25 protein-coding genes are annotated in these 26,359 nt (G+C 67.0%); 7 read left to right on the top strand and 18 right to left on the bottom strand.

Features of this window, described 5'->3' with window-relative positions; translation table 11 throughout:
• Nucleotides 1-13 precede the first annotated feature (13 nt).
• The 5 genes from ACIQK7_RS06430 to ACIQK7_RS06410 form a co-directional block, all read right to left on the bottom strand.
• On the bottom strand, nucleotides 14-1,207 hold the full coding sequence (locus ACIQK7_RS06430) for a flavin reductase (RefSeq protein ID WP_403022367.1): 1,194 nt from the start codon (nucleotides 1,205-1,207) through the stop codon (nucleotides 14-16).
• 11 nt (nucleotides 1,208-1,218) lie between these two features.
• On the bottom strand, nucleotides 1,219-2,169 hold the full coding sequence (locus ACIQK7_RS06425; RefSeq protein WP_403022366.1) for an alpha/beta fold hydrolase: 951 nt from the start codon (nucleotides 2,167-2,169) through the stop codon (nucleotides 1,219-1,221).
• Between the two features lie 2 nt (nucleotides 2,170-2,171).
• Entirely contained in the window at nucleotides 2,172-3,398 is a 1,227-nt protein-coding gene (locus ACIQK7_RS06420) for a hypothetical protein (protein ID WP_403022364.1), read from the bottom strand.
• Between the two features lie 12 nt (nucleotides 3,399-3,410).
• Entirely contained in the window at nucleotides 3,411-4,325 is a 915-nt protein-coding gene (locus tag ACIQK7_RS06415; RefSeq protein WP_403022362.1) for a VOC family protein, read from the bottom strand.
• 71 nt (nucleotides 4,326-4,396) lie between these two features.
• Complete coding sequence (locus ACIQK7_RS06410; RefSeq protein WP_403022360.1) at nucleotides 4,397-6,001, bottom strand: ABC transporter substrate-binding protein; 1,605 nt, start codon at nucleotides 5,999-6,001, stop codon at nucleotides 4,397-4,399.
• A 278-nt stretch (nucleotides 6,002-6,279) separates the two neighbouring features.
• Here ACIQK7_RS06410 and ACIQK7_RS06405 point away from each other — a divergent pair, with 278 nt between their 5' ends.
• Together ACIQK7_RS06405 and ACIQK7_RS06400 are read left to right on the top strand one after the other, a co-directional pair.
• Nucleotides 6,280-7,101 carry an IclR family transcriptional regulator gene (locus ACIQK7_RS06405; protein ID WP_403022358.1) on the top strand — a complete coding sequence of 274 codons (822 nt, stop codon included), beginning with the start codon at nucleotides 6,280-6,282 and terminating at the stop codon, nucleotides 7,099-7,101.
• Nucleotides 7,102-7,135: 34 nt separating this feature from the next.
• Nucleotides 7,136-7,972, top strand: coding sequence for an alpha/beta fold hydrolase (locus tag ACIQK7_RS06400; protein ID WP_403022356.1), 837 nt, complete (start codon nucleotides 7,136-7,138; stop codon nucleotides 7,970-7,972).
• 189 nt (nucleotides 7,973-8,161) lie between these two features.
• Here ACIQK7_RS06400 and ACIQK7_RS06395 read toward each other — a convergent pair whose 3' ends face one another.
• Genes ACIQK7_RS06395 through ACIQK7_RS06365 form a run of 7 tightly spaced genes read right to left on the bottom strand, consistent with a single transcriptional unit; the run spans nucleotide 8,162 to nucleotide 14,729 of the window.
• On the bottom strand, nucleotides 8,162-9,109 hold the full coding sequence (locus ACIQK7_RS06395) for a 3-carboxyethylcatechol 2,3-dioxygenase (RefSeq protein WP_403022354.1): 948 nt from the start codon (nucleotides 9,107-9,109) through the stop codon (nucleotides 8,162-8,164).
• The gene (locus ACIQK7_RS06390; protein ID WP_403022352.1) at nucleotides 9,106-10,002 is read right to left on the bottom strand and encodes an alpha/beta fold hydrolase; all 897 of its coding nucleotides are present in this window, start codon (nucleotides 10,000-10,002) and stop codon (nucleotides 9,106-9,108) included. The genes ACIQK7_RS06395 and ACIQK7_RS06390 overlap by 4 nt, the downstream gene beginning before the upstream one ends.
• A 51-nt stretch (nucleotides 10,003-10,053) precedes the next feature.
• Nucleotides 10,054-10,809, bottom strand: a complete 756-nt coding sequence (locus tag ACIQK7_RS06385) for an SDR family NAD(P)-dependent oxidoreductase (protein WP_403022351.1) — start codon at nucleotides 10,807-10,809, stop codon at nucleotides 10,054-10,056.
• Between the two features lie 30 nt (nucleotides 10,810-10,839).
• Nucleotides 10,840-11,601 carry an SDR family NAD(P)-dependent oxidoreductase gene (locus ACIQK7_RS06380; RefSeq protein ID WP_403022350.1) on the bottom strand — a complete coding sequence of 254 codons (762 nt, stop codon included), beginning with the start codon at nucleotides 11,599-11,601 and terminating at the stop codon, nucleotides 10,840-10,842.
• Between the two features lie 2 nt (nucleotides 11,602-11,603).
• Nucleotides 11,604-12,602: a Bug family tripartite tricarboxylate transporter substrate binding protein gene (locus ACIQK7_RS06375; RefSeq protein ID WP_403022348.1), complete on the bottom strand. Its 999-nt coding sequence runs from the start codon at nucleotides 12,600-12,602 to the stop codon at nucleotides 11,604-11,606.
• Nucleotides 12,595-14,259, bottom strand: a complete 1,665-nt coding sequence (locus ACIQK7_RS06370) for a tripartite tricarboxylate transporter permease (protein WP_403022346.1) — start codon at nucleotides 14,257-14,259, stop codon at nucleotides 12,595-12,597. The genes ACIQK7_RS06375 and ACIQK7_RS06370 overlap by 8 nt, the downstream gene beginning before the upstream one ends.
• A complete protein-coding gene (locus ACIQK7_RS06365; RefSeq protein ID WP_403022344.1) occupies nucleotides 14,259-14,729 on the bottom strand; it encodes a tripartite tricarboxylate transporter TctB family protein in 471 nt (156 codons plus the stop codon). Before ACIQK7_RS06365 ends, ACIQK7_RS06370 begins: the two co-directional genes overlap by 1 nt.
• Nucleotides 14,730-14,836: 107 nt before the next feature.
• Between ACIQK7_RS06365 and ACIQK7_RS06360 the strand changes: the two genes are divergently transcribed.
• Nucleotides 14,837-15,520 (top strand): GntR family transcriptional regulator, encoded by a 684-nt coding sequence (locus tag ACIQK7_RS06360; protein WP_403022343.1) that lies wholly within the window; start codon nucleotides 14,837-14,839, stop codon nucleotides 15,518-15,520.
• 118 nt (nucleotides 15,521-15,638) lie between these two features.
• Here the strand turns inward: ACIQK7_RS06360 and ACIQK7_RS06355 are convergent, their stop codons facing one another.
• The 3 genes from ACIQK7_RS06355 to ACIQK7_RS06345 are packed head-to-tail and all read right to left on the bottom strand — an operon-like array spanning nucleotide 15,639 to nucleotide 19,254.
• On the bottom strand, nucleotides 15,639-16,589 hold the full coding sequence (locus ACIQK7_RS06355) for a 3-carboxyethylcatechol 2,3-dioxygenase (protein WP_403022341.1): 951 nt from the start codon (nucleotides 16,587-16,589) through the stop codon (nucleotides 15,639-15,641).
• Nucleotides 16,586-17,482: an alpha/beta fold hydrolase gene (locus tag ACIQK7_RS06350; protein ID WP_403022339.1), complete on the bottom strand. Its 897-nt coding sequence runs from the start codon at nucleotides 17,480-17,482 to the stop codon at nucleotides 16,586-16,588. The genes ACIQK7_RS06355 and ACIQK7_RS06350 overlap by 4 nt, the downstream gene beginning before the upstream one ends.
• A complete protein-coding gene (locus tag ACIQK7_RS06345) occupies nucleotides 17,479-19,254 on the bottom strand; it encodes an FAD-dependent oxidoreductase (RefSeq protein WP_403022337.1) in 1,776 nt (591 codons plus the stop codon). The genes ACIQK7_RS06350 and ACIQK7_RS06345 overlap by 4 nt, the downstream gene beginning before the upstream one ends.
• Nucleotides 19,255-19,413: 159 nt before the next feature.
• Between ACIQK7_RS06345 and ACIQK7_RS06340 the strand changes: the two genes are divergently transcribed.
• Nucleotides 19,414-20,751 (top strand): MFS transporter, encoded by a 1,338-nt coding sequence (locus tag ACIQK7_RS06340; RefSeq protein WP_403022335.1) that lies wholly within the window; start codon nucleotides 19,414-19,416, stop codon nucleotides 20,749-20,751.
• Nucleotides 20,752-20,939: 188 nt separating this feature from the next.
• On the opposite strand, the gene map is transcribed toward ACIQK7_RS06340, so the two are convergent.
• The 3 genes from map to ACIQK7_RS06325 form a co-directional block, all read right to left on the bottom strand.
• Nucleotides 20,940-21,710 (bottom strand): type I methionyl aminopeptidase, encoded by a 771-nt coding sequence (gene map, locus ACIQK7_RS06335; RefSeq protein WP_403022333.1) that lies wholly within the window; start codon nucleotides 21,708-21,710, stop codon nucleotides 20,940-20,942.
• Nucleotides 21,707-22,405 carry a GntR family transcriptional regulator gene (locus ACIQK7_RS06330; RefSeq protein WP_403022332.1) on the bottom strand — a complete coding sequence of 233 codons (699 nt, stop codon included), beginning with the start codon at nucleotides 22,403-22,405 and terminating at the stop codon, nucleotides 21,707-21,709. The genes map and ACIQK7_RS06330 overlap by 4 nt, the downstream gene beginning before the upstream one ends.
• 182 nt (nucleotides 22,406-22,587) lie before the next feature.
• Nucleotides 22,588-23,352, bottom strand: a complete 765-nt coding sequence (locus ACIQK7_RS06325) for an IclR family transcriptional regulator (RefSeq protein WP_403022330.1) — start codon at nucleotides 23,350-23,352, stop codon at nucleotides 22,588-22,590.
• A 152-nt stretch (nucleotides 23,353-23,504) separates the two neighbouring features.
• Between ACIQK7_RS06325 and ACIQK7_RS06320 the strand changes: the two genes are divergently transcribed.
• The 3 genes from ACIQK7_RS06320 to ACIQK7_RS06310 are packed head-to-tail and all read left to right on the top strand — an operon-like array spanning nucleotide 23,505 to nucleotide 26,267.
• Nucleotides 23,505-24,446, top strand: coding sequence for an acetaldehyde dehydrogenase (acetylating) (locus ACIQK7_RS06320; RefSeq protein ID WP_403022328.1), 942 nt, complete (start codon nucleotides 23,505-23,507; stop codon nucleotides 24,444-24,446).
• A gap of 1 nt (nucleotide 24,447) precedes the next feature.
• Nucleotides 24,448-25,479 carry a 4-hydroxy-2-oxovalerate aldolase gene (gene dmpG / locus ACIQK7_RS06315; protein WP_403022326.1) on the top strand — a complete coding sequence of 344 codons (1,032 nt, stop codon included), beginning with the start codon at nucleotides 24,448-24,450 and terminating at the stop codon, nucleotides 25,477-25,479.
• On the top strand, nucleotides 25,476-26,267 hold the full coding sequence (locus ACIQK7_RS06310; protein WP_403022325.1) for a 2-keto-4-pentenoate hydratase: 792 nt from the start codon (nucleotides 25,476-25,478) through the stop codon (nucleotides 26,265-26,267). The genes dmpG and ACIQK7_RS06310 overlap by 4 nt, the downstream gene beginning before the upstream one ends.
• The last annotated feature ends 92 nt before the right edge of the window (nucleotides 26,268-26,359 follow it).

Below are 26,359 nucleotides of genomic sequence, written 5' to 3'. Positions count from 1 at the left end.
CGGCATCACCCGCTCAGCGGCAGGAGCCGTGAGCCGAGAGGGTCTCGCTGGCCTTGGCCGCGGCATCCGTGAGGGCATCGATCCAGCCACTGATCTGGGCCGGAGTGGCCTGCGTCGGCAGCTGGCGGAGGCGCAGCACGAAACGGATGAGGCCGTCGCACATGACTGGCGCGACGATCGACGTGACGTCATAGCGCTCCCCCTCCACCAGGTCACGGTGCTCGTAGTACTTGTTCGCCGAGCGGATGACCTCGCGGATCTCAGCCAGGCGCACAGGTGTCAGATCGCCGCCGGAGTAGTCGCGGAGGGCGTCGAACAGTGCCACATCAGGGTACTCGCCCGCGAACGACATCGACCAACCGCGCTCGCGCGCCAGGTCGAGGCGCTCGCGGTAGCGGTCCATGACATCCTCGTCCTCAAGGGATGCCGCACGCCCGAGCCAGCGCAGGGCCGACTCGTCGGTGTCGAGGGCGGCATAGAGCTCCCCGAGCGGCGGCATGTACGGGATGCGGCTGCCGAGGGCACCCTGCGGAGTGAGCCCCGTGCCCGCGGCGGTCGCTACGACCGTCAAGTCTGAACCGATGACCGTGAGCGCACTGCATTCGGCACCGACCGCATCCGCGACGTCCTGCATGCTGCCGCGGAAGGTCTCCACGAGCCGCACGCTCTCGATCATCTCGCTCGGCGAACGGTCCTCGACCGCGAGCAGCGAGAACTTGCCGTAGCCGCCCTGAAAGAACAGCAGCGGCGAGACCGGCCGGTGCACTTCGAGCCCCTGCACGGCGCCAAGCACGATGTAGTGGTCCCCCGCCTCGACGATCGAGTCAAAGGTGCAGTGGATGGAAGCGACGGTGCCGTCGAGCACGGGTGCGCCGCTCTCGGCGACCGACCAAGGCACGGCCTCGAAGCGGTCGGGGCCCGAGCGGGCGAAGCGTCTCGCGAGGCCCTCCTGGTCGGCCGCGAGCACGTTGACGCAGAAGCAGTCGGCCTCCCGCAGCGCCTGGAAGCTCTTCGATGCGGTCGTGGGCATGAAGCTCACGAGCATCGGGTCGAGCGACACCGAACTGAAGGAGCCGACCGTCATGCCGAGCGGCTCCCCATCGGGGCGGATCGCCGTGATGACGACGACGCCCGTCGGATAGTGGCCGAGCACTTGGCGGAAGCGGGCCGGGTCGATCGGCTGCACTGCCGTCGCATCCTGCGTCATGGTGGTTCCTTTCAGTCGGACACCACGGGGAGGGGGCTCCGCCGTGATGAGACTCCCGCGTCGCGCGCGGTCGCCCGGGTGACACGGCCCGTCGAGAAGAACTCGGCGAACACCTGCCCGAAAAGCTCGGGGCGATCAGTCTGCCCCTGGTGGCCGCAATTCTCCGGATAGAAGAACTGCACATTGGGCATAGCGTCCTCCTGCAGGTAGGCGTTCTCGACCGGGCCGAGCACGTCATCCTGGCCGTAGAGGTAGATCGCCGGGATCGTGAGCTTCTCCAGCTTGCCCGTGAGCAGCAGCTTCTCGCGGTGCTCCGGCACGCTGAATGCCTCGCGGTTGAACTTGGATGCGGCCGCCCAGGCATCCTTCTGCTGGGCCGCCGCCTCGGCGCGCATCTGCACGACCTCGTCAGTGACACCCTCCGGCTTGTGGGCGATCGTCTTGAGGATCTCGCGCATCCCATCGACCGTGCCGTCCCAGCGCGGGAAGGGCACGCCCTCCTTGAGCAGTGCGCGGTCGATGTCGAGGGCATGATTGAACCCAGCGGATGCGATGAGCGCCAGGTGCGTGACCCGCTCCGGCATCTCGACGGCGACATAGGCGGCGAGCTGGGCGCCCTGCGAGTTGCCGCCAATGCCGAAACGGTCGAGGCCGATCGTGTCGACGAAGTCGCGGACGAAGCGGATCCAGCTGAGGTGCCCCTCGGTCGGCCAAAACTCCTCGCGGGTGTCGGCCTTGCCGAAACCAGGCCGGTCTGGCGCGACCACATAGAGGCCCTCGGCGACGAGACGCGGGATCATCTTGACCCAGCCCGCGTAGCCGGAGGCGCCGTGCAGGCCCCCGTGGAGGAGGACCACGGCGGGATTCGCCGGGTCCCCCGCCTCGGAGTAGTGGGCGATCGAACCGTTGGGCAGGGTGACCCGCCGTGAACGGATCTCGGTCTCCATCGTCGTCTCCGCCATGATCAGGCCCGCGCTCCCGGGGGAAGCTCGTGGCCGAACTCGAGCATTGCCGCGTGCTGGTAGACGGGCTCCGCAACGTTCGAGGCGTGGTTCATCGCGGCGTGGAGGTCACGCCAGCGCTGCTGCAGCGGCTGATCGAGGTGCAGCGCAGCCCCACCGCCGTGCATGAACAGGCGGTCGGCGGCATCCACCGCACGACGTGCCGCGCGCACCTGATTGCGACGAACCTCGAAGCGCGTCTCGAGCGAGACGACCTTGCCGGCGCCCACGATGTCGTAGAGCCGGTCGATGTCGCTCAACACGTGCGTCACACTCGCCTCGATGTCGGCCATCGCCTCGCCCAGGGTCGCGAGCTTGAACGGGTCGAGCGACGCCTTGCCGCGACGGTTCTCGCGACCACGCGTCCACTTGATGTACTCCGCGACGACGCTCTGGGCGATCGCGAGGGTGCCCGCCGTGATCGCGCCCGAGAAGACGCTCGCACGAGGCAGCGAGTAGAGCGGGTTGTCGAGGCCCATCGCTTTGCCGGCGGTGCCAGCCTGGATCTCGTCCTGCGCAATCACGCGGTAGTCGGGCACGAACACGTCCTTGACGACGAGGTCCTTGCTGCCCGTGCCGCGCAGGCCCATGACCTGCCACGAGTCCTGAAGGATCTCGTAGTCCTTGCGCGGGAGCACAAAGTGACGCACGTCGCTGTGGATGGGGCTGCCGTCGGGGTTGCCGACGAAGCCGCCGATCATGACCCACTGGCAGTGGTCGGTGCCAGAGGAGAACTTCCAATGACCCGTGAAGCGGAACCCGCCCTCGACGGGAACGCCGACGCCCATGGGGGCGTAGGGCGAGGCGACCCAGATGTCGGGGTTCTCCCCCCACAGCTCCTCCTGCAGTCGCGGGTCGGCGAGACCCAGCTCGTGCGGGTGCACGCCGACGACTCCCGCGACCCAGCCCACCGTCGGCGCCTGGGTGCCGATGTGCATCACAGCGCGCAGGAAGTCGTTGAGGTGCGTCTCGTAGCCGCCGTACTGCGCCGGCTGGAGCATCCGTACGAGGCCCGACTCCTTGATCGCCTGGGCTGCCGCATCGGTCACACGACCGAGCTCATTGGACCCAGATTCCTGCGAGGCCCAGAACTCGGTGAGTTCCTCGACCCGGTCACGAACCTTGCGGCCCGCGTTCGGGTCGCCGATGAGCGACTCCGCGAAGGTGGGGGTGGTGGTTGCACTGGTCATTGTTGCGTGTTCCTAGCCGTGGTCTGCTGCGTCGGTGGGGTCGATCGGCTTGACGCGCTGGTGGCCCCAGTAGTGGGCATCCGGGTAGCGGGTGGGCACCCAGTCGTCCGTGATCTCGATGCCGCCGGTGCCGTACTCGATGCCGAACCCGGATGGGCTGCGCACGTAGAAGGACACCATCTTGTCGTTGGTGTGCTTGCCGAGGCGCGAGAGGATCGGGGCGGCGCCGTGCTCGTCGACCTGGTCCCAGGCGAGACCAACCGTGTCCATGCTGTCGACCTCGAACATGAGGTGCCCGACGCGCAGCTGCGACGTCGCGATGTGCGCGAAGGCCATCGAGTGGTGGCGGCGGTTGCAGTGGAAGAAGTTGAGGTCGACCATGAAGTCGGGGCCGGCCTCGATGTTGTCGCTCAGGTTGAAGCCGAGGATGTCGACGTAGAGGCGCCAGTACTTCTCGACATCGCTCACCGTCTGGAAGGCGTGGCCGAAGCCGAGACCCTTCGTGATGAACTTCGCGCCCGTCGGGGAGACGAAGGGGGCGAGGGTCTCGCGCAGGCCGTAGTAGAGCTCGATGCGCACGGTGCCATCGGGGTCGTCGAAGCTCACAAGCTTCGAGACGCGGCGCTCACGCGCCTCCTCGCGGCTGTGGCGGGTGACGACGTAGCCCTCCGCCTCGACCTTGGCAGTGAGCTCCTCGAGCTCGACGGGGCCGGAGGTCTCCCAGCCGAGGATCGCGACACCCTCGCGCTCGGTGTTGCGGCGCACGGCGAGTCGGTATTCCTTCTCGTCGACACGGAATTCGATGAGGTCGTCCGACTTGTTGGCTACCTGGAGACCCAGGAGGTCAGAGGCGAAGCGCTCCCAGCCGTCGAGGTCGGCGGAGTCGACAATCGCGTATCCCAAGGCGCGTACCTGAGGCTTTGCCATGGTGTTCCTTTCGTGTGTGTTGATCGTGTTGGGGGTGGCGGGGAGCCACTGCGGCTCCCCGCCACCGAAGGTCACTCGCCGCTGCGAACCCAGACGAGCCGGAAGTCGGGGTCAGGCGTGCCGACCATGTTGCCGGGGTAGCCGCCGACACGGTCGCTCACGAAGATGCCGTTCTTCTGCAGCACGAGCGGCACCTGGGGCAGCCACTCGGTGAGGGCGTGCTGAAGGTCGGCGTAGAGGCCCTTCATCTCCGACTCGGATGCCACGAGCATGTCGTCGAGGATCTTGTCGACCGTCGGGTCTCCCGCGAGTCCGTTGTTGCCGCCGGACGTGCTGTAGAAGGCCGTGCGGGCGTTCTGGTCGTCGTTGATCTCGAGGTAGCGGTGCTGCGCCTGGAAGTTGCCGGAGCGAGCCTCCGAGACCATGGTGGGCTGGTCGCTCACGTTGATCGACATGTCGATGCCGGCGTCGGCGAGCATCTGCTGGAGCACGGCGGCCTGCTGCTGGAACTCAGGCGGGCTCGTCGTGGTCAGGCTGAACGCGGCAGGGTTGCCGGTGTCTGCCGTGTACTCCTCAGCAAGCTCCTTCGCCTTGTCGGGGTCGAAGCTCGGCCACTCGGTCTCCTCGAAGAAGGGGCTCGTGCTGGGCATGAAGCCGACCATGGGGTCGTGCTTGCCCTCGAAGACGGCCGCATTGAGGCCGTCCAGGTCGATCGCGTGAGCGAGCGCCTGACGCATCCGGATGTCATCGAAGGGCGCCTGCGTGAGGTTCAGCAGCAGGTTGTAGTAGGCCGAGTCTGGCTGGTCCAGCGTGGTCAGACCACCGTCGGCCGCAGCCTGGAGGTCGACCGCCGACTGCGTGCGTGCGATGTCGATGTCGCCCGCAAGGCCGGCCGAGATACGCGACTGCGTGTCGGTCGCCGTGACGAACGTGATCTCGTCGAGGTAGGGCTCCTCGCCCGCATAGTCGGGGTTCTTCACGAGCACGACGTCGCCGCCCGGCTGGAAGGACTCGAGCATGAAGGGGCCAGCACCGACCGGGTTGGTCGCGAGCGCCTCGCCGTGCTCCGCAACGGCGGCAGGCGAGGGAACCATCGCGGGGCCACCAGGGAACGCGCCGACGAGGGTGTTGGGGAAGCCCGTCCACGGCTGCTTGAGCGTGATCTCGAGCGTCGTGGCATCCGTCGCCGCCATGGAGGCGATCTGCCGCATGTCGCCGGCCGAACGCGAACGCGATCCCTCTGCCGCCGTGCGCTCGAAGTGAGCCTTCACGGCCTCGGCGTCGTAGGGGTTGCCGTCGGTGAAGGTGTAGCCGGGCTTGAGCTTGAGGGTCCAGTTGAGACCGTCGTCGTCGGACTCGATCGACTCCGCCATGTCGGGAACGATGTTGCGCTCGCCGTCGTAGGAGAACAGCACACCGTAGATGGAACGCATGATGAGGTTGCCGCTGACTGCCGAGCCGGCGGGGTCGAGCGACTCCACCACGGCCTGCAGGCCGTACGTGATGCTGCCACCCATTTCGGGTTCGCCGCGTTCCAGGACCTGGGCACCCCACGCCGTCGTGGTGATGTCGCTGTCCTGGCCACCGCCTCCATTGGTGGAACCACCGCTGGTGCAGCCCGTGAGCACCAACAGTGCTCCGGCCGCGACCGCGATAGCGGGACGGAAGATCTTCATATTCACTCCTTTTGTGCCGTGTAGGCAGGGGACATGCTCGGCTCAGCTCTGAGTCGAGGGTGCAGATCGGGCGCTGGCCGGGGCCTGCGCCGTGGTCGCAATCATGCGGGGCGCGCCAGGCACGAACAATGCGGGCGTCTCATTTTGCGGAACGCATCTTCTGCAACCGAGAATCGATTTCTGCTGGATGCTTGCCTTCGTGACAGAGTAACCACTACAGTCTCCAGAGCACGCACTACAGAACTCGCGTGCATGGCAATGAAGCCAAGGAGGCACGAATGACGACAACCCTCGCCCCGGCACCTGTCCTCCCCCAGGAACAGGCGCTCGCAAACATCCCTCTCGGGATCGACTCCGCGCAGAATCCCGGCACCTCCGTGCGCAAGGCGCTCCAACTGCTTGAAGCGTTCACGGGCCTCAAGCGCCCCGTCGGTGTCAGCGAACTCGCCCGCCGCGCCGGCCTCCCCAAGTCGACCGCCTACCGTCTCCTCAGCGCCCTCGAGACCGGCAACTTCGTCGAGCGGGTCGGCTGCAACTACCAGCTCAGCCTTCGCACCTTCGAACTCGGATGCAGCGTGCGCGAGGTGCGCAACCGCAACGTCATCGGGGTCGCCTTCCCCTACCTCTGCGAACTCTTCGCGCAGACCCGCCAGGTCGTGCAGCTCGGGATGCTCGACGGAAGCGACGTCGTGCTGCTCGAACAGTTGCATCCGGTCGGCGGCGCCAGGGTGCCCGACTCGGTCGGTGACCGTCTGCCCGCCAACTGCACGGCACTCGGAAAGGTCATGCTCGCCTTCAGCAGCCGCACCGAGATCGCCGAATACCTCGGCACGCCGCTCGAGTCGCGCACGCAGCGCTCTGTGACCGACGCACGCAGCTTCGTCGAGCACCTCGCCATCTCGCGCCGCTCGGGAGTCGCCGTCGAGATCTCGGAATGCCACTCGGGCCTCTCGAGCGTCGCCGCCCCCGTGCTCGCGGGCGGCCGTGCGATCGGCGCCGTCTCGATCACGACGGCATCCACCGCCTTCAACGAGCGCGCCCTCGCGGCAACCGTGCGCGCCGTCAGCACCCAGATCACCGCGGCACTCGCCGCCGCCTGACACCTCCACCACGACGAAAGGGACCACCCACACAATGGCAGCTCTCCCGGCGGGCGTCACCGCCCACGACATCGAGACCCCCAGCGGCAAGATCCACTACATCGAGGCCGGCGAAGGTCACCCCGTGCTCCTCCTGCACGGCTCGGGCCCCGGCGCCACCGGCTGGAGCAACTACGCTCCCAACATCGAGTACCTCGCCAAGCAGTTCCGCGTCATCGCGCCCGACATGCCCGGCTGGGGCGACTCAGACACCGTCACGGTCGACAAGCGCAACCATGTGCAGACGGCGCTCGAGATCCTCGACGCACTCGGCATCGAGAAGGCCGCCTTCGTCGGCAACTCCATGGGCGGCATGACCTCCACCCGCTTCGCCACGACGCACCCCGACCGCATCTCGCACCTCATCACGATGGGCCCCGGCAGCGGCACTCCCGGCATGTTCGGCCCCGCGGGCCTCACAGAGGGACTGCGCATCCTGCAGGCGACCTACCGCGACCCGTCGATCGAGGGCATGCGCAAGCTTGTCGGCATCATGACCTTCGACCCCGCCTTCGCGACCGAGGAGCTCATCAAGCAGCGCTCCGAGATCGCGAGCTCACGGCCCGACCACCTCAAGAACTTCGTTGACGGCCTCGGCAACGACCGCGCACGGCACACCCTTGAGCCCAGCAAGATCGCGGGGATCAAGGCTCCCGCGCTGCTCATCCACGGGCGCGACGACCGCGTCGTGCACTTCGAGCACTCGCTGCGCCTGCACAGCCTCATCCCCAACTCACGCCTGCTGCTCATCAACCGCTGCGGCCACTGGGCCCAGCTTGAGCACGCCGCCGAGTTCAACCGCGTCGTGGCCGGCTTCATCGCCGAGCACTGAGCACGCTTTCCCAATTCAGGATCTGGCGCTCCCAATTCAGGAACGGGCCCTCCCAACTCCTGAATTGTGAAAGGCACGGAAACTCAGGAACAGTCCCACCTCCCTGAACAAGACGACCCCGCCTCCTTATATATAGGGAGGCGGGGTCGTTCTTGTTGCAGCGAGCTTCCTGAATTTCCGTAGGAGCCGTCAGGCGAGGCGTGCCGTCGTGACGCCGAAGCCCGCGATGTACTCCGGGATCGGCCGATAGAAGGAGTAGTCGACCGTGTACTCCCCCACCTCGCCGAGCGCGGCATAGGCGGCGATCCACGTGCGCACCTCGTGCGAGGAGTTGCCCGCGATCTCCGTCATCTGCTCGGGCGACCACGCGTCGATGGGCGACAGGTCGCCCGAGGCGAGGATGCGCATGAGCTCCTGGTCCCAGTCGGGGGCGAGCGGCTTGACCACGTTGATGCCCGCCGCGAATTCCTTCGCGGCGTTGATGACCCGCTGCTGGCGCGCATCCCGAGCCTCGGGCGTCAGGTTGCGGCCGCCGCCGAGGAGCGTCGCGCGCACCTCGGGGGTCGCCGTGGCGATCTGCGGCACGGGCGGCTCGTGCGAGAGCCCGCCGGAGCCGATCACGAGCACCTTCTTGTCGGCGAGCTTCTCGCGCACGAATGCGCCGATCCCCTCTCCGAGGTGACGGATGCGGCGAAGCGGCGTGAAGGGCGGCGCCACCGAGTTGACGAAGATCGGCAGCACGGGCTTCGCCGCGATGTCGCCATAGATGAGCTCCATGGGCTGCACGGCGCCGTGGTCGACCTCCATCTTGAGCGAGACCGTCATGTCGATGTCGCGCTCCATGAGGAACGACGTGAGGTCGCGCGCGATGTCGGTCGGAACATCCAGCGGCCCGGCCTGCGTGCCGAAGTCGCCGATCGCGGTCGCCTCGTAACCGACACAGAACGGCGGCATGATGTCGTAGAAGAAGCCGTTGTAGTGGTCGGGCCCGATGTTGATGACCAGGTCGGGGTCGTAGTCCTTGACGAAGGCGCGGGCCGCCTCGAAGGCCGCCTCCACCTCCGCCTTGACCTCGGCGGGTGGGTCCACGAACTCCAGCAGCGGACTGTGGGACATCGTGACCAGCGCGAGGGTCATGCTGGATCCTTTACCTGGGGGTCATCCTTGCCGAGCAGGAAGTTGAGGTGCAGTCGGTTGAAGGTCTCGGTGTCTTCATACTGCGGCCAGTGACCGCAGTTCTCCATGACGGCGAGCTTCGCGCCGGGGATGAGCGAGGCGATGCGACGTCCCTCGTCGACGGGGCCGGAGGGGTCCTTCGTCGTCCACAGCACCATGGCGGGCGCCTTGATCGCGGCCAGGTCATCATCCGAGAGCATGTTCCGCTTGCGGGTCTCGAGGTCCTGCAGCGCCATGTTCATCTGGCACGCCATCTTCCAGTCGGGCTGCTGGAAGATCGCCTGCCTGGTCTTGATGAGGTCATCCGTCACCATGCTCGGGTCGGCCATCAGCCACTCAAGGCGAGCCTTGACCCGCTCCCACGACGGGTCGTTCGCCGCCTCGGTCGAGAGCGTCAGCAGGCGCTCCATGACGGCCGGGTTCGCCATCGTGCCGCCCATCGTGTTGAGCACAATGCGCTCCACCTTCTCGGGGTGCAGCTGCGCGAGCTTGGCCGTGACCCAGCCGCCGAGCGACTCGCCGGTGAAGTAGGCCTTCTCGACACCGATCGCGTCCATGAAGGCGAGCACCTGGTCGATGTAGTGCTTGATCTCGAGCGGATGCTCGGGCTTGGCCGAGTAGCCGTGGCCGATGAAGTCGATCGCCCAGCAGGAGAAATGCTCCGAGTGCGAGCGAAGGTTGCGCGAGTACGCCTCCGCGTGACCCGTGATGCCGTGGAGCATGATGAGCGCGGGCTTCGAGGTGTCGCCCGCGTGCAGGTAACGGGTGCGGTACCCGCCCGCCTCCAGGTATCCCTGGCTGAACTCAACCTGAGCCAGGTCGGACCAGACACTCGTGAATGGGCGTTCGGTCATGGCGTGTGTGCTCCTTCTTATAAGGGTGTTGCGGTGAAAAATGAGGCGCGACTACTGGACGACGATGCCGCCGTCGACGATGAGCAGCTGGCCGGTCATGTAGTCCGAGTCCGAGCTGGCGAGGTACACCGCGGTGGGCGCGATGTCGTCGGGGTGTGCTGCGCGGCCGAGCAGAATCTGGGGGTGCTGAGCGGATGCCGCGGGGTCGGCTGCGCTCTCGGCGTCGATGATTCCCGGCCCGATGGCGTTGACGGTGATCCCGTGCTGGGCGAGCGCGCGGGCGGACGACTGGGTGACCGAGAGCGTGGCGGCTTTGCTCGCGGAGTACGCGGCGAGGTCGGGGCTGGCCTGGCGCGCGAGGCTCGAGCAGGTGTTGATGACCTTGCCGCCCCCGCGCGGGATGAATCGGCGCGCAGCCTCCTGCGTCGCGAAGAGGGTGCCCTTGCCGTTGACGCTGTGCGAGCGCTTCCACTCCTCCTCGGTGACCTCAAGGAAGGGCTGCTCAAGCTGGATGCCCGCGTTGTTGACCAGCACGGAGATCTCGCCGAGCTCCGCCTCGGCCGTATCGAACATGGCGCGAACCGACTCCGGGTCGACGACATCGACCGAGACCGCGAGGGCTCGGAAGCCAGCATTGCGCAGGTCGATTGCGACCGCGGTCGCGGCATCCACGTCGATGTCGGCGACAGCAACGGATGCGCCGGCGGCCGCGAGATGGCGGGCGAAGGCGGCGCCGAGGACTCCGCCGCCACCGGTGACGATGATGTTCTTCCCGGCGAGGCGCTCAGACCGGCGTGGTGTGGGCATGCTGTTCCTTTGGTTTCGGATGTCGCGGGGTCAGACGAGCACGAGGCCGCCGTCGACCGTCATGACGTGGCCCGTCATGTAGTCGGCGCCGGAGCTCGCGAGGAACACGGCTGCGGGAGCAAGGTCATCCGAGACCGAGACGCGCCTCAGGAGGATTCGCTTCTCGTAGGCGGCCATCTTCGCGGCGCGGGCCTCGTCGTCGGCCACGACCCCGTTCCAGAGCGGGGTCGCCACGATGCCGGGCGCGAGGCCCATGACCGTGATGTTGCGACTCGCGAGGGCGCGGGCACCCGACTGGATAAGGGAGTTGATGGCGAACTTGCTGGCGGAGTAGTGCGCGAAGGTGGGGTTCGCCTGGCGGCCCGTGATCGAGGTCAGGTTGATGATCTTGCCGCCATCAGGAGCCATCCGCTTGGCGACCTCCTGCATGCACATGAGCGTGCCGAGGCCGTTGGTGTCGAGCATCCGATCCCAGTCGTCGCCCGTAACATCCATGAACGGAATCTCGCCCGAGATGCCCGCGTTGTTGACCATGACGTCGATGCGGCCGTACTGACTGATGACGGCATCGAGCCCCTCGGCGATGCTGTCGCGGCTACTGATGTCGAGCCGCAGGGCGATCGCGTCGCCGCCCTGCGCGACGATGTCGTCGCGCACCGCGGTGGCGGGTTCGGGGCTGCGATTGGTGACCGCCACCCGGGCGCCCGCTGTCGCGAGCGCCCGAGCGATTGCCTCACCGATACCGGTGCCGGCGCCAGTGACCACGGCCACAGTGTTGGTGAGGTCGGTCATGATTACTGGAGCTCGATTCCGAACTTCTTCAGCGCGGCGACGGTCGTCTTGGCCGTTGCCTTGAGGGAGTCGTACCAGGTGGCTTCGGTCTCCTCGTCGAGCATGGGGGCGTAGTTCTGCTCGGCGAAGTCGGCGAAGGTCTTCGACGTGGTCGCCTCAAGGGCAGCCTCGCGGAGGACCTCGATGACCGCCTCATCCGTGCCGGCGACGGTCGCGACACCGTAGATGGTGAGGGTCATGTCGTCGACGTCGACGTCGAGCTCGTTGAGCGTCGGCACCTCGGGGAGGTAGTCGAGGCGCTCACCGTTGCTCGTCAGCACCGCGAGGGGCAGCAGGTCGCCGCTCTCGATGAAGGGCATGACGCCGGAGGCGTCGAGCATGGCGAAGGAGACATTGTTGCCGACCGCGGCCTGCGTGGCGGGGCCAGCACCGTCGAAGGGAACCACGGCAAAGTTCGCGCCGAGGTCGTCGCCGAGAATGGCCGCGTTGATGTGCGGGGGAGTGCCGATACCGCTGACCGAGTAGGTGAAGCGGTCGCCCGAAAGCAGGTCGTCGAACTCCTTGATGCCGGAGTCCTTGCTGGTGACCACGATGTAGGGCTGCGTCATGATGCCCGCGACGGGGTCGAAGCTGTCGAAGGTGTAGGGCGCGGTGCGGAGCTCCGACTGCACGAAGGCGTCACCCGGGGTGAAGGTGATCGTGTAGCCGTCGTTCTTCTTCGACGAGAGCTCGGAGAGCCCCGTGATGCCCGAGGCGCCCGGCTTGTTCTCGACGATGATGGTCGTCTCGAGGGTCTCCTCCATGCCCTTCGCGAGTGCCCGCGCGGCGATGTCGGTGGGGCCGCCGGCGGCGTAGGGCACCACCATGGTGATGTCCTTGGTCGGGAAATCGGGCTCGGCTGCGCCGTCAGCGGTCGAGGCCGTGCTGCTGCAGGCGGTCAGCATCGAGAGGCCGGCGACGACGGCGACGCCGGCGACTGATGCGCGGAAGCGGTTAGACATCCTTGTTCTCCTTGGTTGTGGGGGTGGCATCCGTCGAGGTGACGGATGCCGGGTCGGCGTCGCGGCTGCGAAGGTCGGCGAGATCGGATGCCACGGTGGGCAGGATCTCGGCAGGCTCGTCGCCGTGCAGCGCCAGGCTCTTGGGGTTGGGGTGATGAAGCGTGTCGTCGAACTTGGCCGTGAGCTTGCTGCGACGGCGTGCGATGACTTGGAAGACGACGACCGCGACGAGCAGGATGACGACGGCGAGCGAGAAGGGTCGCTCGACGAAGATCGCCGGGTTGCCGCCCGACATGAGCAGCGACTGGCGGAACGACGACTCGAGGAGCGGCCCAAGCACGAGCGCAAGCGCGAGCGGGCCGGGGTCGTAGCCGGTCTTGCGCATGACGTAGCCGACGATGCCGAAGACCAACATGACCCACATGTCGGTGACGTTGTTGTTCACGCTGTAGACGCCGACCATGGTGACGACGACGATGATCGACGACAGGATGCCGATGCGCACCTTGATGAGGTTCACGAAGACGCCCACGAGCGGCAGGCTCAGCACGAGCAGCATCAGGTTGCCGACGACCATCGAGGCGAGCACGCCCCAGAAGATCTCGGGGTGGTCGTTGACCAGCTGGGGACCGGGGGTGATGCCCTGGATGAGGAGCGCGCCGAAGATGAGCGCGAGGATCACGTTCGACGGGATGCCCAGCGACAACAGCGGGAGGAAGGAAGCGGTCGAGCCCGCATTGTTGGCGGTCTCGGGGCCGGCGACGCCGGCGATCGCGCCCTTGCCGAACTCCTCGGGGTTCTTTGACACCTTCTTCTCGGTCGCGTAGGAGGCGAGCGAGGAGACGACGCCACCGCCACCCGGCAGGAGGCCGAGCACGAAGCCGATGACGGAACCGCGGGCGATGGCGCCGGAGGAGTCCTTCATGTCCTGCTTGGTGGGGAGGACGCGGCCGAGCTTGCCCTCGATGCGAGCGCCCTTGTGCTTCTGTTCGAGGTCGTAGAGCACGTCGCCGAGCCCGAAGAGGCCCATGGCGACGGCGACGAAGTCGATGCCCTTCAGCAGGTCGACGTTGCCGCCCGTGAAGCGGGAGACACCGGTGACCGCGTCGATGCCGACGGTCGCGATGAGCAGGCCGAAGCACGCCACGATGACGTTTTTGCTGGGCTTGGACTCGCCGAGCGCAGACACCATCAGGATGCCGGCGATTGCGAGCATCGCGTACTCGGGCGGGCCGAGCTTGACCGCGAACCCTGCGATGAGCGGGGAGAGGAAGATGAGGCCGATGATCGCGACGAGGCCACCGATGAAGGAGCCGATGGCCGAGATACCGAGCGCGGGGCCGGCCCGACCCTTGAGCGCCATCTGGTGGCCGTCGTAGACGGTGACGACACTCGCGGCCTCGCCGGGGAGGCGCAGCAGCACGGAGGTGATGGTGCCGCCGTAGTAGGCGCCGTAGTAGATGCCGGCGAGCATGACGACGGCGGAGTCGGCCGGCAGCACGTAGGTGAGCGGCAGCATGAGCGCGATCGTCGGGGCCGGCCCGAGGCCCGGGAGGATTCCGACGACCATGCCGATGACGACGCCGATGAAGACGTAGAGCAGGTTCTGCAGCGTCAGGGCTACCTGGAACCCGAGGAGTACCTCTTCGAAGTTCATCAGAAGCCCCTTCCCGTGATGATGTTGAGCAGGATGTCGTTGGGCATCGGCACCCCGAGGAGGATGTCGAACCCGACGACGAACAGGGCGGTGAGACCAACGCCGAGGATGAGGGTGACGGCCCACGACTCGTGCGCCATCCAGCGCAGCCAGACGATCGTCAGGGCCAGGCAGGAGAGCGTGAGTCCGACGGCGGAGAAGGCAAAGATGAACGCGATCATGAGTCCGAACCCGGCGACGATGATCCAGGTGCGCTTGCTGAGCGGCTCATAGGCCGAGGCATCCTTCTCGGTCACCAGGGTGACCAGCGCGGCAATGCCCATGCCGCAGCTGACGAGAAACGGCCACATGCCAGCGCCGGGGCTGGCGAGCGAGCCCATGGGCAAGCTCAGGCTGTAGACGACGCAGGCAAGCGCCGCCAAGACGATGACGACGCTCGTCGTTCTGAATAAGTGCTTTCGCAACTGCATTTCCATCCGCTCTTCGACCACCACGCTGTGCGAGCCACCACATTATGGACAGAAAATGCATTCGTCAAACTGTCGCGCATTTTCAATCGATTTGCTACGTTGTCCGAGTGAACCCCAACGGATCAGCGGCGACCCTCAGCGGACGCATGTACGCGCAGATCCGCGACGCGATCCTGATGGGCGATCTCACCCCCGGCAGCCGGCTTCAAACCGCCGCGCTGGCAGAGAAATACGAGTCGAGCACCACTGTCGTGCGGGAGGCACTCACCCGCCTGTCGACCGAGCGGCTCGTCACCAACATCCCGCAGCGCGGCTTCTTCGTGCAGACGCTGTCGATGGAAGAACTCAACGACCTTGCGCTGGTCCGACTCAACAACGACACCTTCGGCATACGCCTAGCGGTGGAGCGAGGGACGCTCGACTGGGAAGACCTCATCATCACGACGCATCACCGACTCTCGCGCGTACCGCGCCGCGACTCGCTCAACCCCTCGGTGACCCGCCTGGAATGGACGGATGCGCACCGGGCCTTCCACCTCGCACTTCTTTCGGCATGCCGCATCGACATCGTGCAGCAGGTTGCGGCCGCCGTCTTCGACGCAACCGAGCTCTATCGTCGCTGGGCAGCCCCCTCATATGGCCCCGCCCACAGCGAGATCGACCACGAACACTCGCAGATCCTGCAGGCTGCCCTCGACCGGGACGGCGACCGGACCGCCGAACTGCTGGCCGCCCACTACCGGCACTCCCACGAGATCATGTCGGAGCGCGGGCTGGCCCTTCCCGCCTGATCCCCGGCGGCCCGTGCGGCGACCGCCGCTGAACGGACGAAAAATCGCCTCCCCTCCCCCTGCGAAGGGAGTGGGAAGGCGATTCTGCGTCTCCTCAGTGGGGGCGGGACGATGCCGCTTAGGTGTTGAGCGTTGCGACGGTGACGCCGAAGCCCGCGATGTACTCCGGGATCGGCCGGTAGAAGGAGTAGTCGACCGTGTACTCGCCCAGCGTGCCGAGCGCCGCATACGCCGCGATCCACGTGCGCACCTCGTGGGACGAGTTGCCCGCGATCTCCGTCATCTCGTCGGGTGACCACGCGTCGATCGGCGACAGGTCGCCCGAGGCCAGGATGCGCATGAGCTCCTGGTCCCACTCGGGCGCGAGCGGCTTCACCACGTTGATGCCCGCAGCGAAGTCGCGGGCAGCAGTGATGACTCGCTGCTGGCGGGCATCCCGAGCCTCGGGCGTCAGGTTGCGGCCGCCGCCGAGGAGCGTCGCGCGCACCTCGGGGGTCGCCGTGGCGATCTGCGGCACGGGCGGCTCGTGCGAGAGCCCGCCGGAGCCGATCACGAGCACCTTCTTGTCGGCGAGCTTCTCGCGCACGAATGCGCCGATCCCCTCTCCGAGGTGACGGATGCGGCGAAGCGGCGTGAAGGGCGGCGCCACCGAGTTGACGAAGATCGGCAGCACGGGCTTCGCCGCGATGTCGCCATAGATGAGCTCCATGGGCTGCACGGCGCCGTGGTCGACCTCCATCTTGAGCGAGACCGTCATGTCGATGTCGCGCTCCATGAGGAACGACGTGAGGTCGCGCGCGATGTCGGTCGGAACATCCAGCGGCCCGGCCTGCGTGCCGAAGTCGCCGATCGCGGTCGCCTCGTAACCGACACAGAACGGCGGCATGATGTCGTAGAAGAAGCCGTTGTAGTGGTCGGGCCCGATGTTGATGACCAGGTCGGGGTCGTAGTCCTTGACGAAGGCGCGGGCCGCCTCGAAGGCCGCCTCCACCTCCGCCTTGACCTCGGCGGGTGGGTCCACGAACTCCAGCAGCGGACTGTGGGACATCGTGACCAGCGCGAGGGTCATGCTGGATCCTTTACCTGGGGGTCATCCTTGCCGAGCAGGAAGTTGAGGTGCAGTCGGTTGAAGGTCTCGGTGTCTTCATACTGCGGCCAGTGACCGCAGTTCTCCATGACGGCGAGCTTCGCGCCGGGGATGAGCGAGGCGATGCGACGTCCCTCGTCGACGGGGCCGGAGGGGTCCTTCGTCGTCCACAGCACCATGGCGGGCGCCTTGATCGCGGCCAGGTCATCATCCGAGAGCATGTTCCGCTTGCGGGTCTCGAGGTCCTGCAGCGCCATGTTCATCTGGCACGCCATCTTCCAGTCGGGCTGCTGGAAGATCGCCTGCCTGGTCTTGATGAGGTCATCCGTCACCATGCTCGGGTCGGCCATCAGCCACTCAAGGCGAGCCTTGACCCGCTCCCACGACGGGTCGTTCGCCGCCTCGGTCGAGAGCGTCAGCAGGCGCTCCATGACGGCCGGGTTCGCCATCGTGCCGCCCATCGTGTTGAGCACAATGCGCTCCACCTTCTCGGGGTGCAGCTGCGCGAGCTTGGCCGTGACCCAGCCGCCGAGCGACTCGCCGGTGAAGTAGGCCTTCTCGACACCGATCGCGTCCATGAAGGCGAGCACCTGGTCGATGTAGTGCTTGATCTCGAGCGGATGCTCGGGCTTGGCCGAGTAGCCGTGGCCGACGAAGTCGATCGCCCAGCAGGAGAAGTGCTCCGAGTGCGATCGCAGGTTGCGGGAGTACGCCTCCGCGTGGCCCGTGATGCCGTGGAGCATGATGAGCGCGGGCTTGGACGTGTCGCCAGCGTGAAGGTAGCGGGTGCGGTGCCCGCCAGCGTCGATGTAGCCCTGGCTGAATTCGAGGGCGGCCAGGTCAGACCAGACTGATGCGAAGGGTCGTTCGGTCATGAGTTCTCTCCATTCCCCTCGGCCGCGCCGAGGACTGCCGCGAGTGCCGCGGTGAGCTGTCGCTCTGCTTCATCGGTGTCGTGCACGCCTGCCGGCTGGCGCCAGGCGATGTAGCCGTCGGGCCGCACGAGCAGCGCGCCGGCCTCATCGATCTCGCTGACGGCGTTCCAGTCGCCGTAGAGGTCGGCGTGCTCGGGTGCGCCGATCACGACGGTGCGCAGGTACGGTGCGTCGAGGCGAGCGGATGCCTCGGCCCAGGCGGTTCCCGAAAGACCCGTCACCAGCGACATCCGGCCGCCGCCCGTGACGTCGAGCGTCGAGACCCGCACGCCCTTCTCGTTGACGAGCCACGCGTGGGGGATCTTCGCCCCCGGCCGCGTCGTCGCCTGCAGGTAGAGCTCGCGGTCGCGCTGCCAGACCTCGTCGCCGAGGGTCGGGTCGGGGATGACCGCGCTCGACTCGTAGCGCTGGTTGAGCTCGACGCCCTGGGCGTTGAACTCGGTGTTCTTGAGCTCGAGGGCCTCATACAGTGCCTTGCGGGCGGCGACCCCCTCGGGCGTGCCCGACTTGAGGCGCTCGACTCCCGCGGCAACGGGGTCGTCGGCGCCCGGCACGCTGATGGCGGCACGGATGGGCGCGTAGTCCTTGCGTGACTGGTTCGCCCTGGCCACGATCTGCTTGCCGACGGGCACGCGCTCGTCGGAGTAGCTGTCGAGCAGCCCCTGCCCGGCCCAGCCATTGACCGCGAAGGCGAGCTTCCATGCCAGGTTGAAGGCATCCTGCATGCAGGTGTTGGAGCCGAGGCCCGAGCTCGGTGGGTGGCGGTGCACGGCATCGCCCGCGCAGAAGACACGACCGCGGTGGTAGAGCTCGGCGTGCTGCTGGTTGACGTACCAGATCATCTCGCGGTCGATCTCGACCTCAAGGTCGGGGATGCCCGTGAGGGTGCGAATTTGGCCGAGCAGGAACTCCTCGCTCAGGTCGGGCTCGCCCGCCGAGATGTCGAAGCCCCAGCCCAGGATCCACTGGTCCCACGGCCGGATGGCACGGAAGGTGGCCATGCCGATCTCGCCGATGCCCGCCGCCGGGTTCATGATCCAGTGCAGGATGCTCGGCCGGTGCTCGACATACTGGCGGAGGTCGGCCGTGAAGAGGATGTAGACGGTGCCCGCACGGGCGAGTTCGCCTTCGAAGGGAAGGTCGAGTTCCTGGGCCACCTTCGACTTCGCGCCATCCGCACCGACGAGGTAGCGGGCGCGCTGCGTGTACTCGGTGCCGCTCTGCTTGTTGAGGAGTCGTACGGTGACACCGTCGGCGTCCTGCTCGTGCGAGAGGTACTCGGTGTTGAAGGAGACATCCGCTCCATTGGCGGCCGCGTTCTTGACGAGCACGGGCTCCATGAGGGTCTGCGGGATGTCGAGCATGCCGCACGGGCTGCCCTTGAGGTAGTCACCGTAGCGCTGATCACCCGTGCCCCAGGTGCGGATGCGCGCGATCTCTTCGCCGACGAGGCTCGTCGTGAACATGGTGTCGCCCATGTACTCCCACGGGGTCGCGTATTTCTTGGCCTCGTCTTCGACGCCGAGGTCGCGAAGCACCTCCATGGCGCGCTGGTTCGTGATGTGCGCGCGGGGACTGTTCGCGAGCCAGTTCCACTTGGACACCATGTGGGTGCGCACACCGTACTTGGCCAAGGCAAGGGCTGTCGTGGCGCCGGCGGGGCCCGTGCCCACGACGATCACGTCGGTGTCGAATTCAGCGTTCTCTGGCATCGCTCTCTTCCTCGAGATGTGGGACGGGTGGACGCGTGAACGCCTCCAACTGGCATGCTAGCACGCCTGTCAGTAGCGATCCACTTGCAATTAACTGCCGAACGCGCATACTCTCTACTGACCCGCTAGCATGCGAGTTAGTTTTCAGAGAGGAAAACCGTGACAACGACGACACAGCCGCCCGCGACTCCGACGGCCAAGACATCACCCCTGAAGGTCGCGAGCGCCAGCTTCGTCGGCACGACGGTCGAATACTTCGACTTCTTCATCTACGGAACCGCCGCCGCGCTCGTGTTCCCGCAGATCTTCTTCCCCGAGTCGACCCCACTCATGGGCACCCTGCTCTCCTTCGCCACCTTCGGCGTGGGATTCCTGGCGCGCCCCCTCGGCGGCATCATCTTCGGCCACTTCGGTGACCGCGTCGGCCGCAAGAAGATGCTCGTCATCTCCCTACTCGGCATGGGGCTTGCGACCCTCCTCATGGGCCTCCTCCCCGGCTACGCGCAGATCGGCATCTGGGCCCCCATCCTGTTGACCGTCCTCCGCCTCCTGCAGGGACTCATGGTCGGCGGCGAATGGGGCGGCGCGACGCTCATGGCGGTCGAACACGCACCCCTCGGCAAGCGCGGCTTCTACGGCGCCTTCCCGCAGATGGGCGCGCCCGCAGGCACCTTCCTCGCGACCCTCGCCTTCCTCATGGTCTCGCAGCTGCCCGACCCCGAGTTCTTCGCGTGGGGCTGGCGCATCCCCTTCATCGCGAGCATCCTGCTCGTCGGCGTCGGCCTCTTCATCCGCCTCTCCATCAGCGAGAGCCCCGCGTTCGCCGCTGCCCGTGAGAAGGCTGAGATCGTCAAGGTGCCGCTCGTCGTCGCCTTCCGCAAGCACTGGCGCGAGATCTTCATGGTCGCCGGTACCTACCTCAGCCAAGGCGTGCTCGCATACATCACTATGGCGTTCCTTGTGAACTACAGCGGCGGCGTCGGCATCGACCGCACCGCCGCGCTCATGGGCATCTGCTTCGCCGCCATCGTCGCAACCGTGCTCTACCCCGTGTTCGGCTCGCTGTCAGACAAGTACGGGCGCAAGACCATGTACTTCCTCGGCGCCGTGCTGATGCTCATCGCGACCCCGATCGGCTTCCTGCTGATCAACACGGGCAACCCGTGGAACTTCGCTCTCGCCGTCACGCTCATCTTCGGCATCGCGATGGCCCCCTCGGCCGGCGTCACCGGCTCGCTGTTCGCGATGATCTTCACGCGCGAGGTGCGCTACACCGGGGCATCCGTCGGCTACACGATCTCCCAGATCGCCGGACCCGCCTTCGCGCCGACCATCGCCGTCGCCCTGCTCGCAGCGGGCGGATGGCAGGCGGTCGTCGTCTACCTCATGATCGTCTGCGCGATCTCCGTCGTGTCGGTCGCCGTCATCCCCGGCGGATGGGGACGCAAGGAAGCGGCGTTCCGCAACGACGCCAACAACGCGCTCGAGAACAACTAACTGAGCCAGGGCCCTGGACTCCCCAGGGCCCTGCAGCTCGTTCACCAACGCAACTTCGGAGAAACGGCGACACGCCGTCGGATCTCAGCCGCTCGGCCGGCGTGTCGCCAAAACTCCGAAGTTGCGTTGGAGAGCGGACGCGGAACCCAGACACCGGATGTCTCACCCAGCGCCTGCCTTACGTTGCGCTACCGCGGGAGGGTGAGGATCTCGACCCCGTCGTCGGTGATCGCGATCGTGTGCTCGCTGTGGGCCGTGCGGCAGCCGGTCTTGCTGCGGAGGGTCCAGCCGTCGGCATCCGTCACCAGCTCGTCGGTGTCGATCATGACCCAAGGCTCGATCGCGAGCATCAGCCCTGGGCGCAGCGTGAAGCCGCGACCGGGGCGGCCCGTGTTGGGCACATGCGGGTCCTGGTGCATGGTCGAGCCGATGCCATGGCCGCCGAACTGCAGGTTGATCGGATAGCCCGCCCCCTCCAGCACGGTGCCGATCGCGTGCGCGATGTCGCCGATGCGGGCACCCGGACCGGCCACCGCGATGCCGGCCGCGAGGGCACGCTCCGTCGCGTCGATCAGGGCGACGCTCTCGGGCGGGCGCGAGTCGCCCACGATGAAGCTGATGGCCGCGTCGGCCGCGATCCCGCCCGTGAGTACCGCGAGGTCAAGCGTGAGCAGGTCGCCGTCGGCGAGCGCGTAGTCGTGCGGCATCCCGTGCAGCACCGCGTCGTTGACGGCCGTGCAGATGTAGTGGCCGAAGGGGCCGCGGCCGAAGGATGGCGCGTAGTCGACGTAGCAGGACTCGGCACCCGCGCCGAGAATCATCTCCTTGGCCCAGCGGTCGATCTCGAGCAGGTTGGTGCCGACGCGGGCGCGGCCCTTGATGGTGTGCAGGATCTCGGCGACGAGCGCGCCACTCGTGCGCGCCTGCGCGATCTCGGCCGGAGTCAGGATCTCGATCATCGCGCAGCCCCCTGGTCGGCCAGAACATCGCCGAGGATGAGGGCGGGGGTCGAGCGGATGTGCGCCTCCATCACCCGGCGGGCCTCCTCGGAATCGCCGGCACGGATGGCGGCGACGATCTCGGCGTGCTCACTGTGCCGCTCCTCCGTCACGTAGCCGAGCGGGAGCGGGCGGCCCGCCGTGTTGATGAGGAAGTCACTGAGGTCCCAGAGTCGCCGGCTGGACTCCGACATGATCGGCGAGGCCACCGCGCGGTGGATCGCGGAGTGGAAGTCGCGGTTCTCCCGGCGGTAGGCGGAGGACTCGTCGGCGCCCGGCTGGTGATCGCGAGCCGTTGCCGCCGCGATGATCGACTCGAGGCGCTGCACATCCTCAGGGGTGCCGCGCTTGGCTGCCGCCCCCGCCATCGCTCCCTCGAAGGCCGCGAACACCTCGAAGAAGTCGACGACGTCGCGCGGTGAATAGCTCTTCACGACGCACCCGATCTGGGGCAGGATCTCGACGATGCCGTCGGCGGCCAACTGGCGCAGGGCCTCCATGACGGGCTGCTTGCTCACCCCGAACTCGGCCCGCACGGTCTCGACCGAGACACGGGAGCCCGCAGGGTAGTCGCCATCAAGGAGCCGCGATTTGAGTGTCTCGTACACCTGGCCCGAGAGCCGCCCCCTGCTGCGCTGATTGTCGACGTCGCTCATCCATCCAGTATGGACGATGCTGGCATGCCAGCCCTGCTTTCCCAACTCAGGACCTGGCTTTCACAATTCAGGAGGTGGCTTTCACAATTCAGGAGGTGGCGAGGTCGTTCCTGGGATGGGAAGGCAAAGTCCTGAATTAGGAGAGCCAAGTCCTGAATTGGGAAAGCCGGGCTGGGCGTGAGTTAGGGAGCCGCGTAGCCGAGGCTCGACGAGAGGTCGTCGCCCGCCGCGCGCACGAGTTCGGCCCAGTCGTTGTCGGCGCGCTCTGAGAAGCGAGCGGATGGCACCGACAGGCTGATGGCCGCGACCACCGCGCCCGAGGAGTCCCGCACGGGGGCAGCGACGCACCACACCCCAGGGGTCGATTCCTCGCGCTCGAACGCGACCCCCGTCTCGCGCACGCCCTCGAGTTCCTGCTCAAGCGCGTCGAGAGAGCGGATGCTGCGCTCCGTCATCCGCGGCAGCGCATCCGGATCTGGAAACAGCTCGCGGAGGGTCGTCGGCGACACGTAGGCGAGCAGCACCTTGCCGAGCCCCGTGACGTTGGCGGGGAGTCGCTGGCCGATGCTGGACGGGAGGCGCAGCGTGTCCCTCGGCTCGACCTTGGCGAGGTAGAAGACGTCGGCACCCTCGCGCAGGGCAACGCTCACGGTCTCGTCGGTCTTCGCAGACAGCGAGCGGGCGGCCTCGTTCGCGGCGGCAAGCATGTCGAAGCGGGCCGAGTATGCGTTGCCGAGGTGCAGGAGTCGCACCCCGAGCCGGAAGCCGCCGCCGTCGTCCTTCTGCAGGTAGTCGCGGGCGACGAGCGTCGAGAGCAGTTCGTGGGCCGTCGTGCGTGGCACGCCCGTGCGACGGACGACCTCTGGCGCCGTGATGGGCCCGTCGGCGTCGAGGAACAACTCGAGGATGTCGAGGGTGCGCACGACGGCGGGTGTGAGGCGGGCCATTCCCTATGGATACTCGGCCTGGGGGGTGGAGCGCAAACTGGGAGTCCGCGACATCCGCTTGACATCTCGCCTCTCGCATTGTTCGATATATAGAACAAGTGCCGAAACTTCGAACAAGATCGGCCCACACGCTATCGAGAGAAGGTACTGGAATGGCCGAGCCCATCCACGTCGCCATCATCGGCTCCGGCAATATCGGCACCGACCTGATGATCAAGATCCTGCGCGGCAAGGGGCTGCTCAAGGCGGCCGCGCTCGTCGGCATCGACCCCGACAGTGACGGCCTGCGCCGCGCAGCGAGCATGGGAGTCACGGCGATCTCCTCGGGCGTCGACGGACTCATCGCCGACCCCGTCTTCGCCGACATCGACATCGTCTTCGACGCCACCTCCGCCAAGGCGCACGTCTACAACGCCGAGAAGCTCCTCGCGGCGAAGCCCGGCATCCGCCTCATCGACCTCACCCCCGCGGCGATCGGGCCCTACTGCGTGCCCGTCGTCAACCTCGAGGAGCACATCGACGCCCCGAACCTCAACATGGTCACGTGCGGCGGTCAGGCGACGATCCCGATGGTTGCGGCCGTCTCGAGCGTCGTTCCCGTGAAGTACGCGGAGATCGTGGCATCCATCGCCAGCAAGTCGGCCGGCCCCGGAACCCGCGCCAACATCGACGAGTTCACCGAGACGACCTCGGAGGCCCTCACGACGGTTGGCCGCGCCGAGAGCGGCAAGGCCATCATCGTGCTCAACCCGGCCGAGCCGCCCCTCATGATGCGTGACACCGTGTTCACGCTCTCCGAGCCCGGCGACCAGGCCGCCATCGAGTCGGCCGTCGAGGAAATGGTCTCCAAGGTGAACGCCTACGTTCCCGGCTACCGCCTCAAGCAGAAGGTGCAGTTCGACCTCATCGAGCAGCCCATCGTCATCCCCGGCGTCGGCGAGTTCACGGGCCTGAAGACGAGCGTGTTCCTCGAGGTGGAGGGCGCCGCCCACTACCTGCCCGCCTACGCCGGCAACCTCGACATCATGACCTCCGCGGCGATGCGCGCCGCCGAAACAATCGCCCTGCGCTCGCAGGCAGAGAAGGCGGCCTGACATGTTCGACCCCACCAAGGACAAGCTCTTCATCTCCGACGTCACGCTGCGTGACGGCAGCCACGCCGTCGGCCACCAGTACACGGTGCAGAACGTGCGCGACATCGTCACCGCGCTCGACAAGGCCGGCGTCGACAGCGTCGAGGTCGCTCACGGCGACGGCCTCGCCGGATCAAGCGCCAACTACGGCTTCGCGCGCCATTCGGATGTCGAGCTCATCGAGGCCGCCGCGGAGGTCGCCGAGAACATCGCGATCGCAACCCTGCTGCTGCCGGGCGTCGGCACGATCCATGACCTCAAGCGCGCGGCATCCGCCGGCGTCAGCTACGTGCGCGTCGCGACCCACTGCACCGAGGCGGATGTCTCGGCGCAGCACATCGAGACGGCGCGCGAGCTGGGGCTCAACACGACCGGCTTCCTCATGATGAGCGCCATGACGACCCCGGCGAACCTCGCCCAGCAGGCGAAGCTCATGGAGGGCTACGGCGCCCAGTGCGTCTACGTCGTCGACTCCTCCGGCGCCCAGACGATGGGCGACGTGACCGACCGCGTCAACGCGATGCGCGACGTGCTCAACCCCGAGACCGAGATCGGCATCCACGCGCACCACAACCTCTCGCTCGGCGTCGCCAACTCGGTCGCCGCCGTGCAGGCGGGCGTCAACCGGGTGGATGCCTCGCTCACGGGCATGGGCGCGGGTGCGGGCAACGCCCCGCTCGAGGTCTTCATCGCCGTCGCCGACAAGCTCGGCTGGAACCACGGCACCGACGTCTTCGCCCTCATGGACGCGGCCGACGAGATCGTGCGCCCGCTGCAGGTGCGCCCTGTGCAGGTCGACCGCGAGACGCTCGGGCTCGGTTACGCCGGGGTGTACTCGTCGTTCCTGCTGCACGCGGAACGAGCATCCGCTCGCTACGGCGTGCCGACGATCGAGATCCTCATGGAGCTCGGCAAGCGCAAGATGGTGGGGGGCCAGGAGGACATGATCGTCGACGTGGCCCTCGACCTGCTGAAGGAGAAGGACGCAGCATGAGCATCGAGCGCGACTCGGTCTACCACGCCACCCTCGGCGACGCGCTGCTGGGCGCCTACGAGACAGGCACCCCCATCGCTCCCCTCACCTCGACCCACTCCGGGCTGAGCATCGAAGACGCCTACGCCGTGCAGCTCCACCAGGTGAAGCAGTGGACGGAATCCGGCCGCCGCATCGTCGGCTACAAGGTCGGCCTCACCTCGAAGGCGATGCAGGAGCAGTTGGGCGTCGACCAGCCCGACTTCGGTCACCTCTTCGAAGACATGGTGCTGGATGCCTCGGCTCCCGTGAGTCTCGACCGCTTCATCGCGCCCCGCATCGAGCCGGAGATCTCCTTCGTGCTCGGCCGCGACCTCAAGGGACCGGGGCTCAGCCGCGAGGATGTCGCCGAGGCGATCGACCACGCCGTCATCTCGCTCGAGGTCATCGACTCCCGCATCGCCGACTGGAAGATCACGCTCGCGGACACGATTTCGGACAACGCGTCATCCGGTGCCCTCATCCTCGGCGAGAAGGCGGCGCTCGACGCGGTCGACCTCGCCGAGCTGCCCGTGACCCTCGAGCGCAATGGTGAGACCGTCGGCGAGGGGGTCGGTGCCGCGGTGCTCGGTCACCCCATCGAGGGCATCGTGTGGCTCGCGAACACGCTCGGCGCCCTCGGCACGACGCTCGCAGCAGGCTCGGTCGTCATGGCGGGGTCGATCACGGCGGCCGTCGCGATTGCGCCGGGCGACAGCATCCGCGCCACCTTCGGCGAACTGGGCGACCTCGAGGTCACCTTCGCGTAGGGCTCAGGCCCCGCTTTCACAATTCAGGAGTTGGCTCTCCTAATTCAGGACCTCCTGAGTTATGAAGGCCAACTCCTGAATTGAGAAAGCCA

This window comes from Salinibacterium sp. GXW1014 (assembly GCF_044769865.1).
In the GTDB taxonomy this organism is placed as follows: domain Bacteria; phylum Actinomycetota; class Actinomycetes; order Actinomycetales; family Microbacteriaceae; genus Homoserinimonas.
The sequence above is the reverse complement of the archived record's forward strand: the minus strand, read 5'-3'. Positions and strand labels throughout refer to the sequence as shown.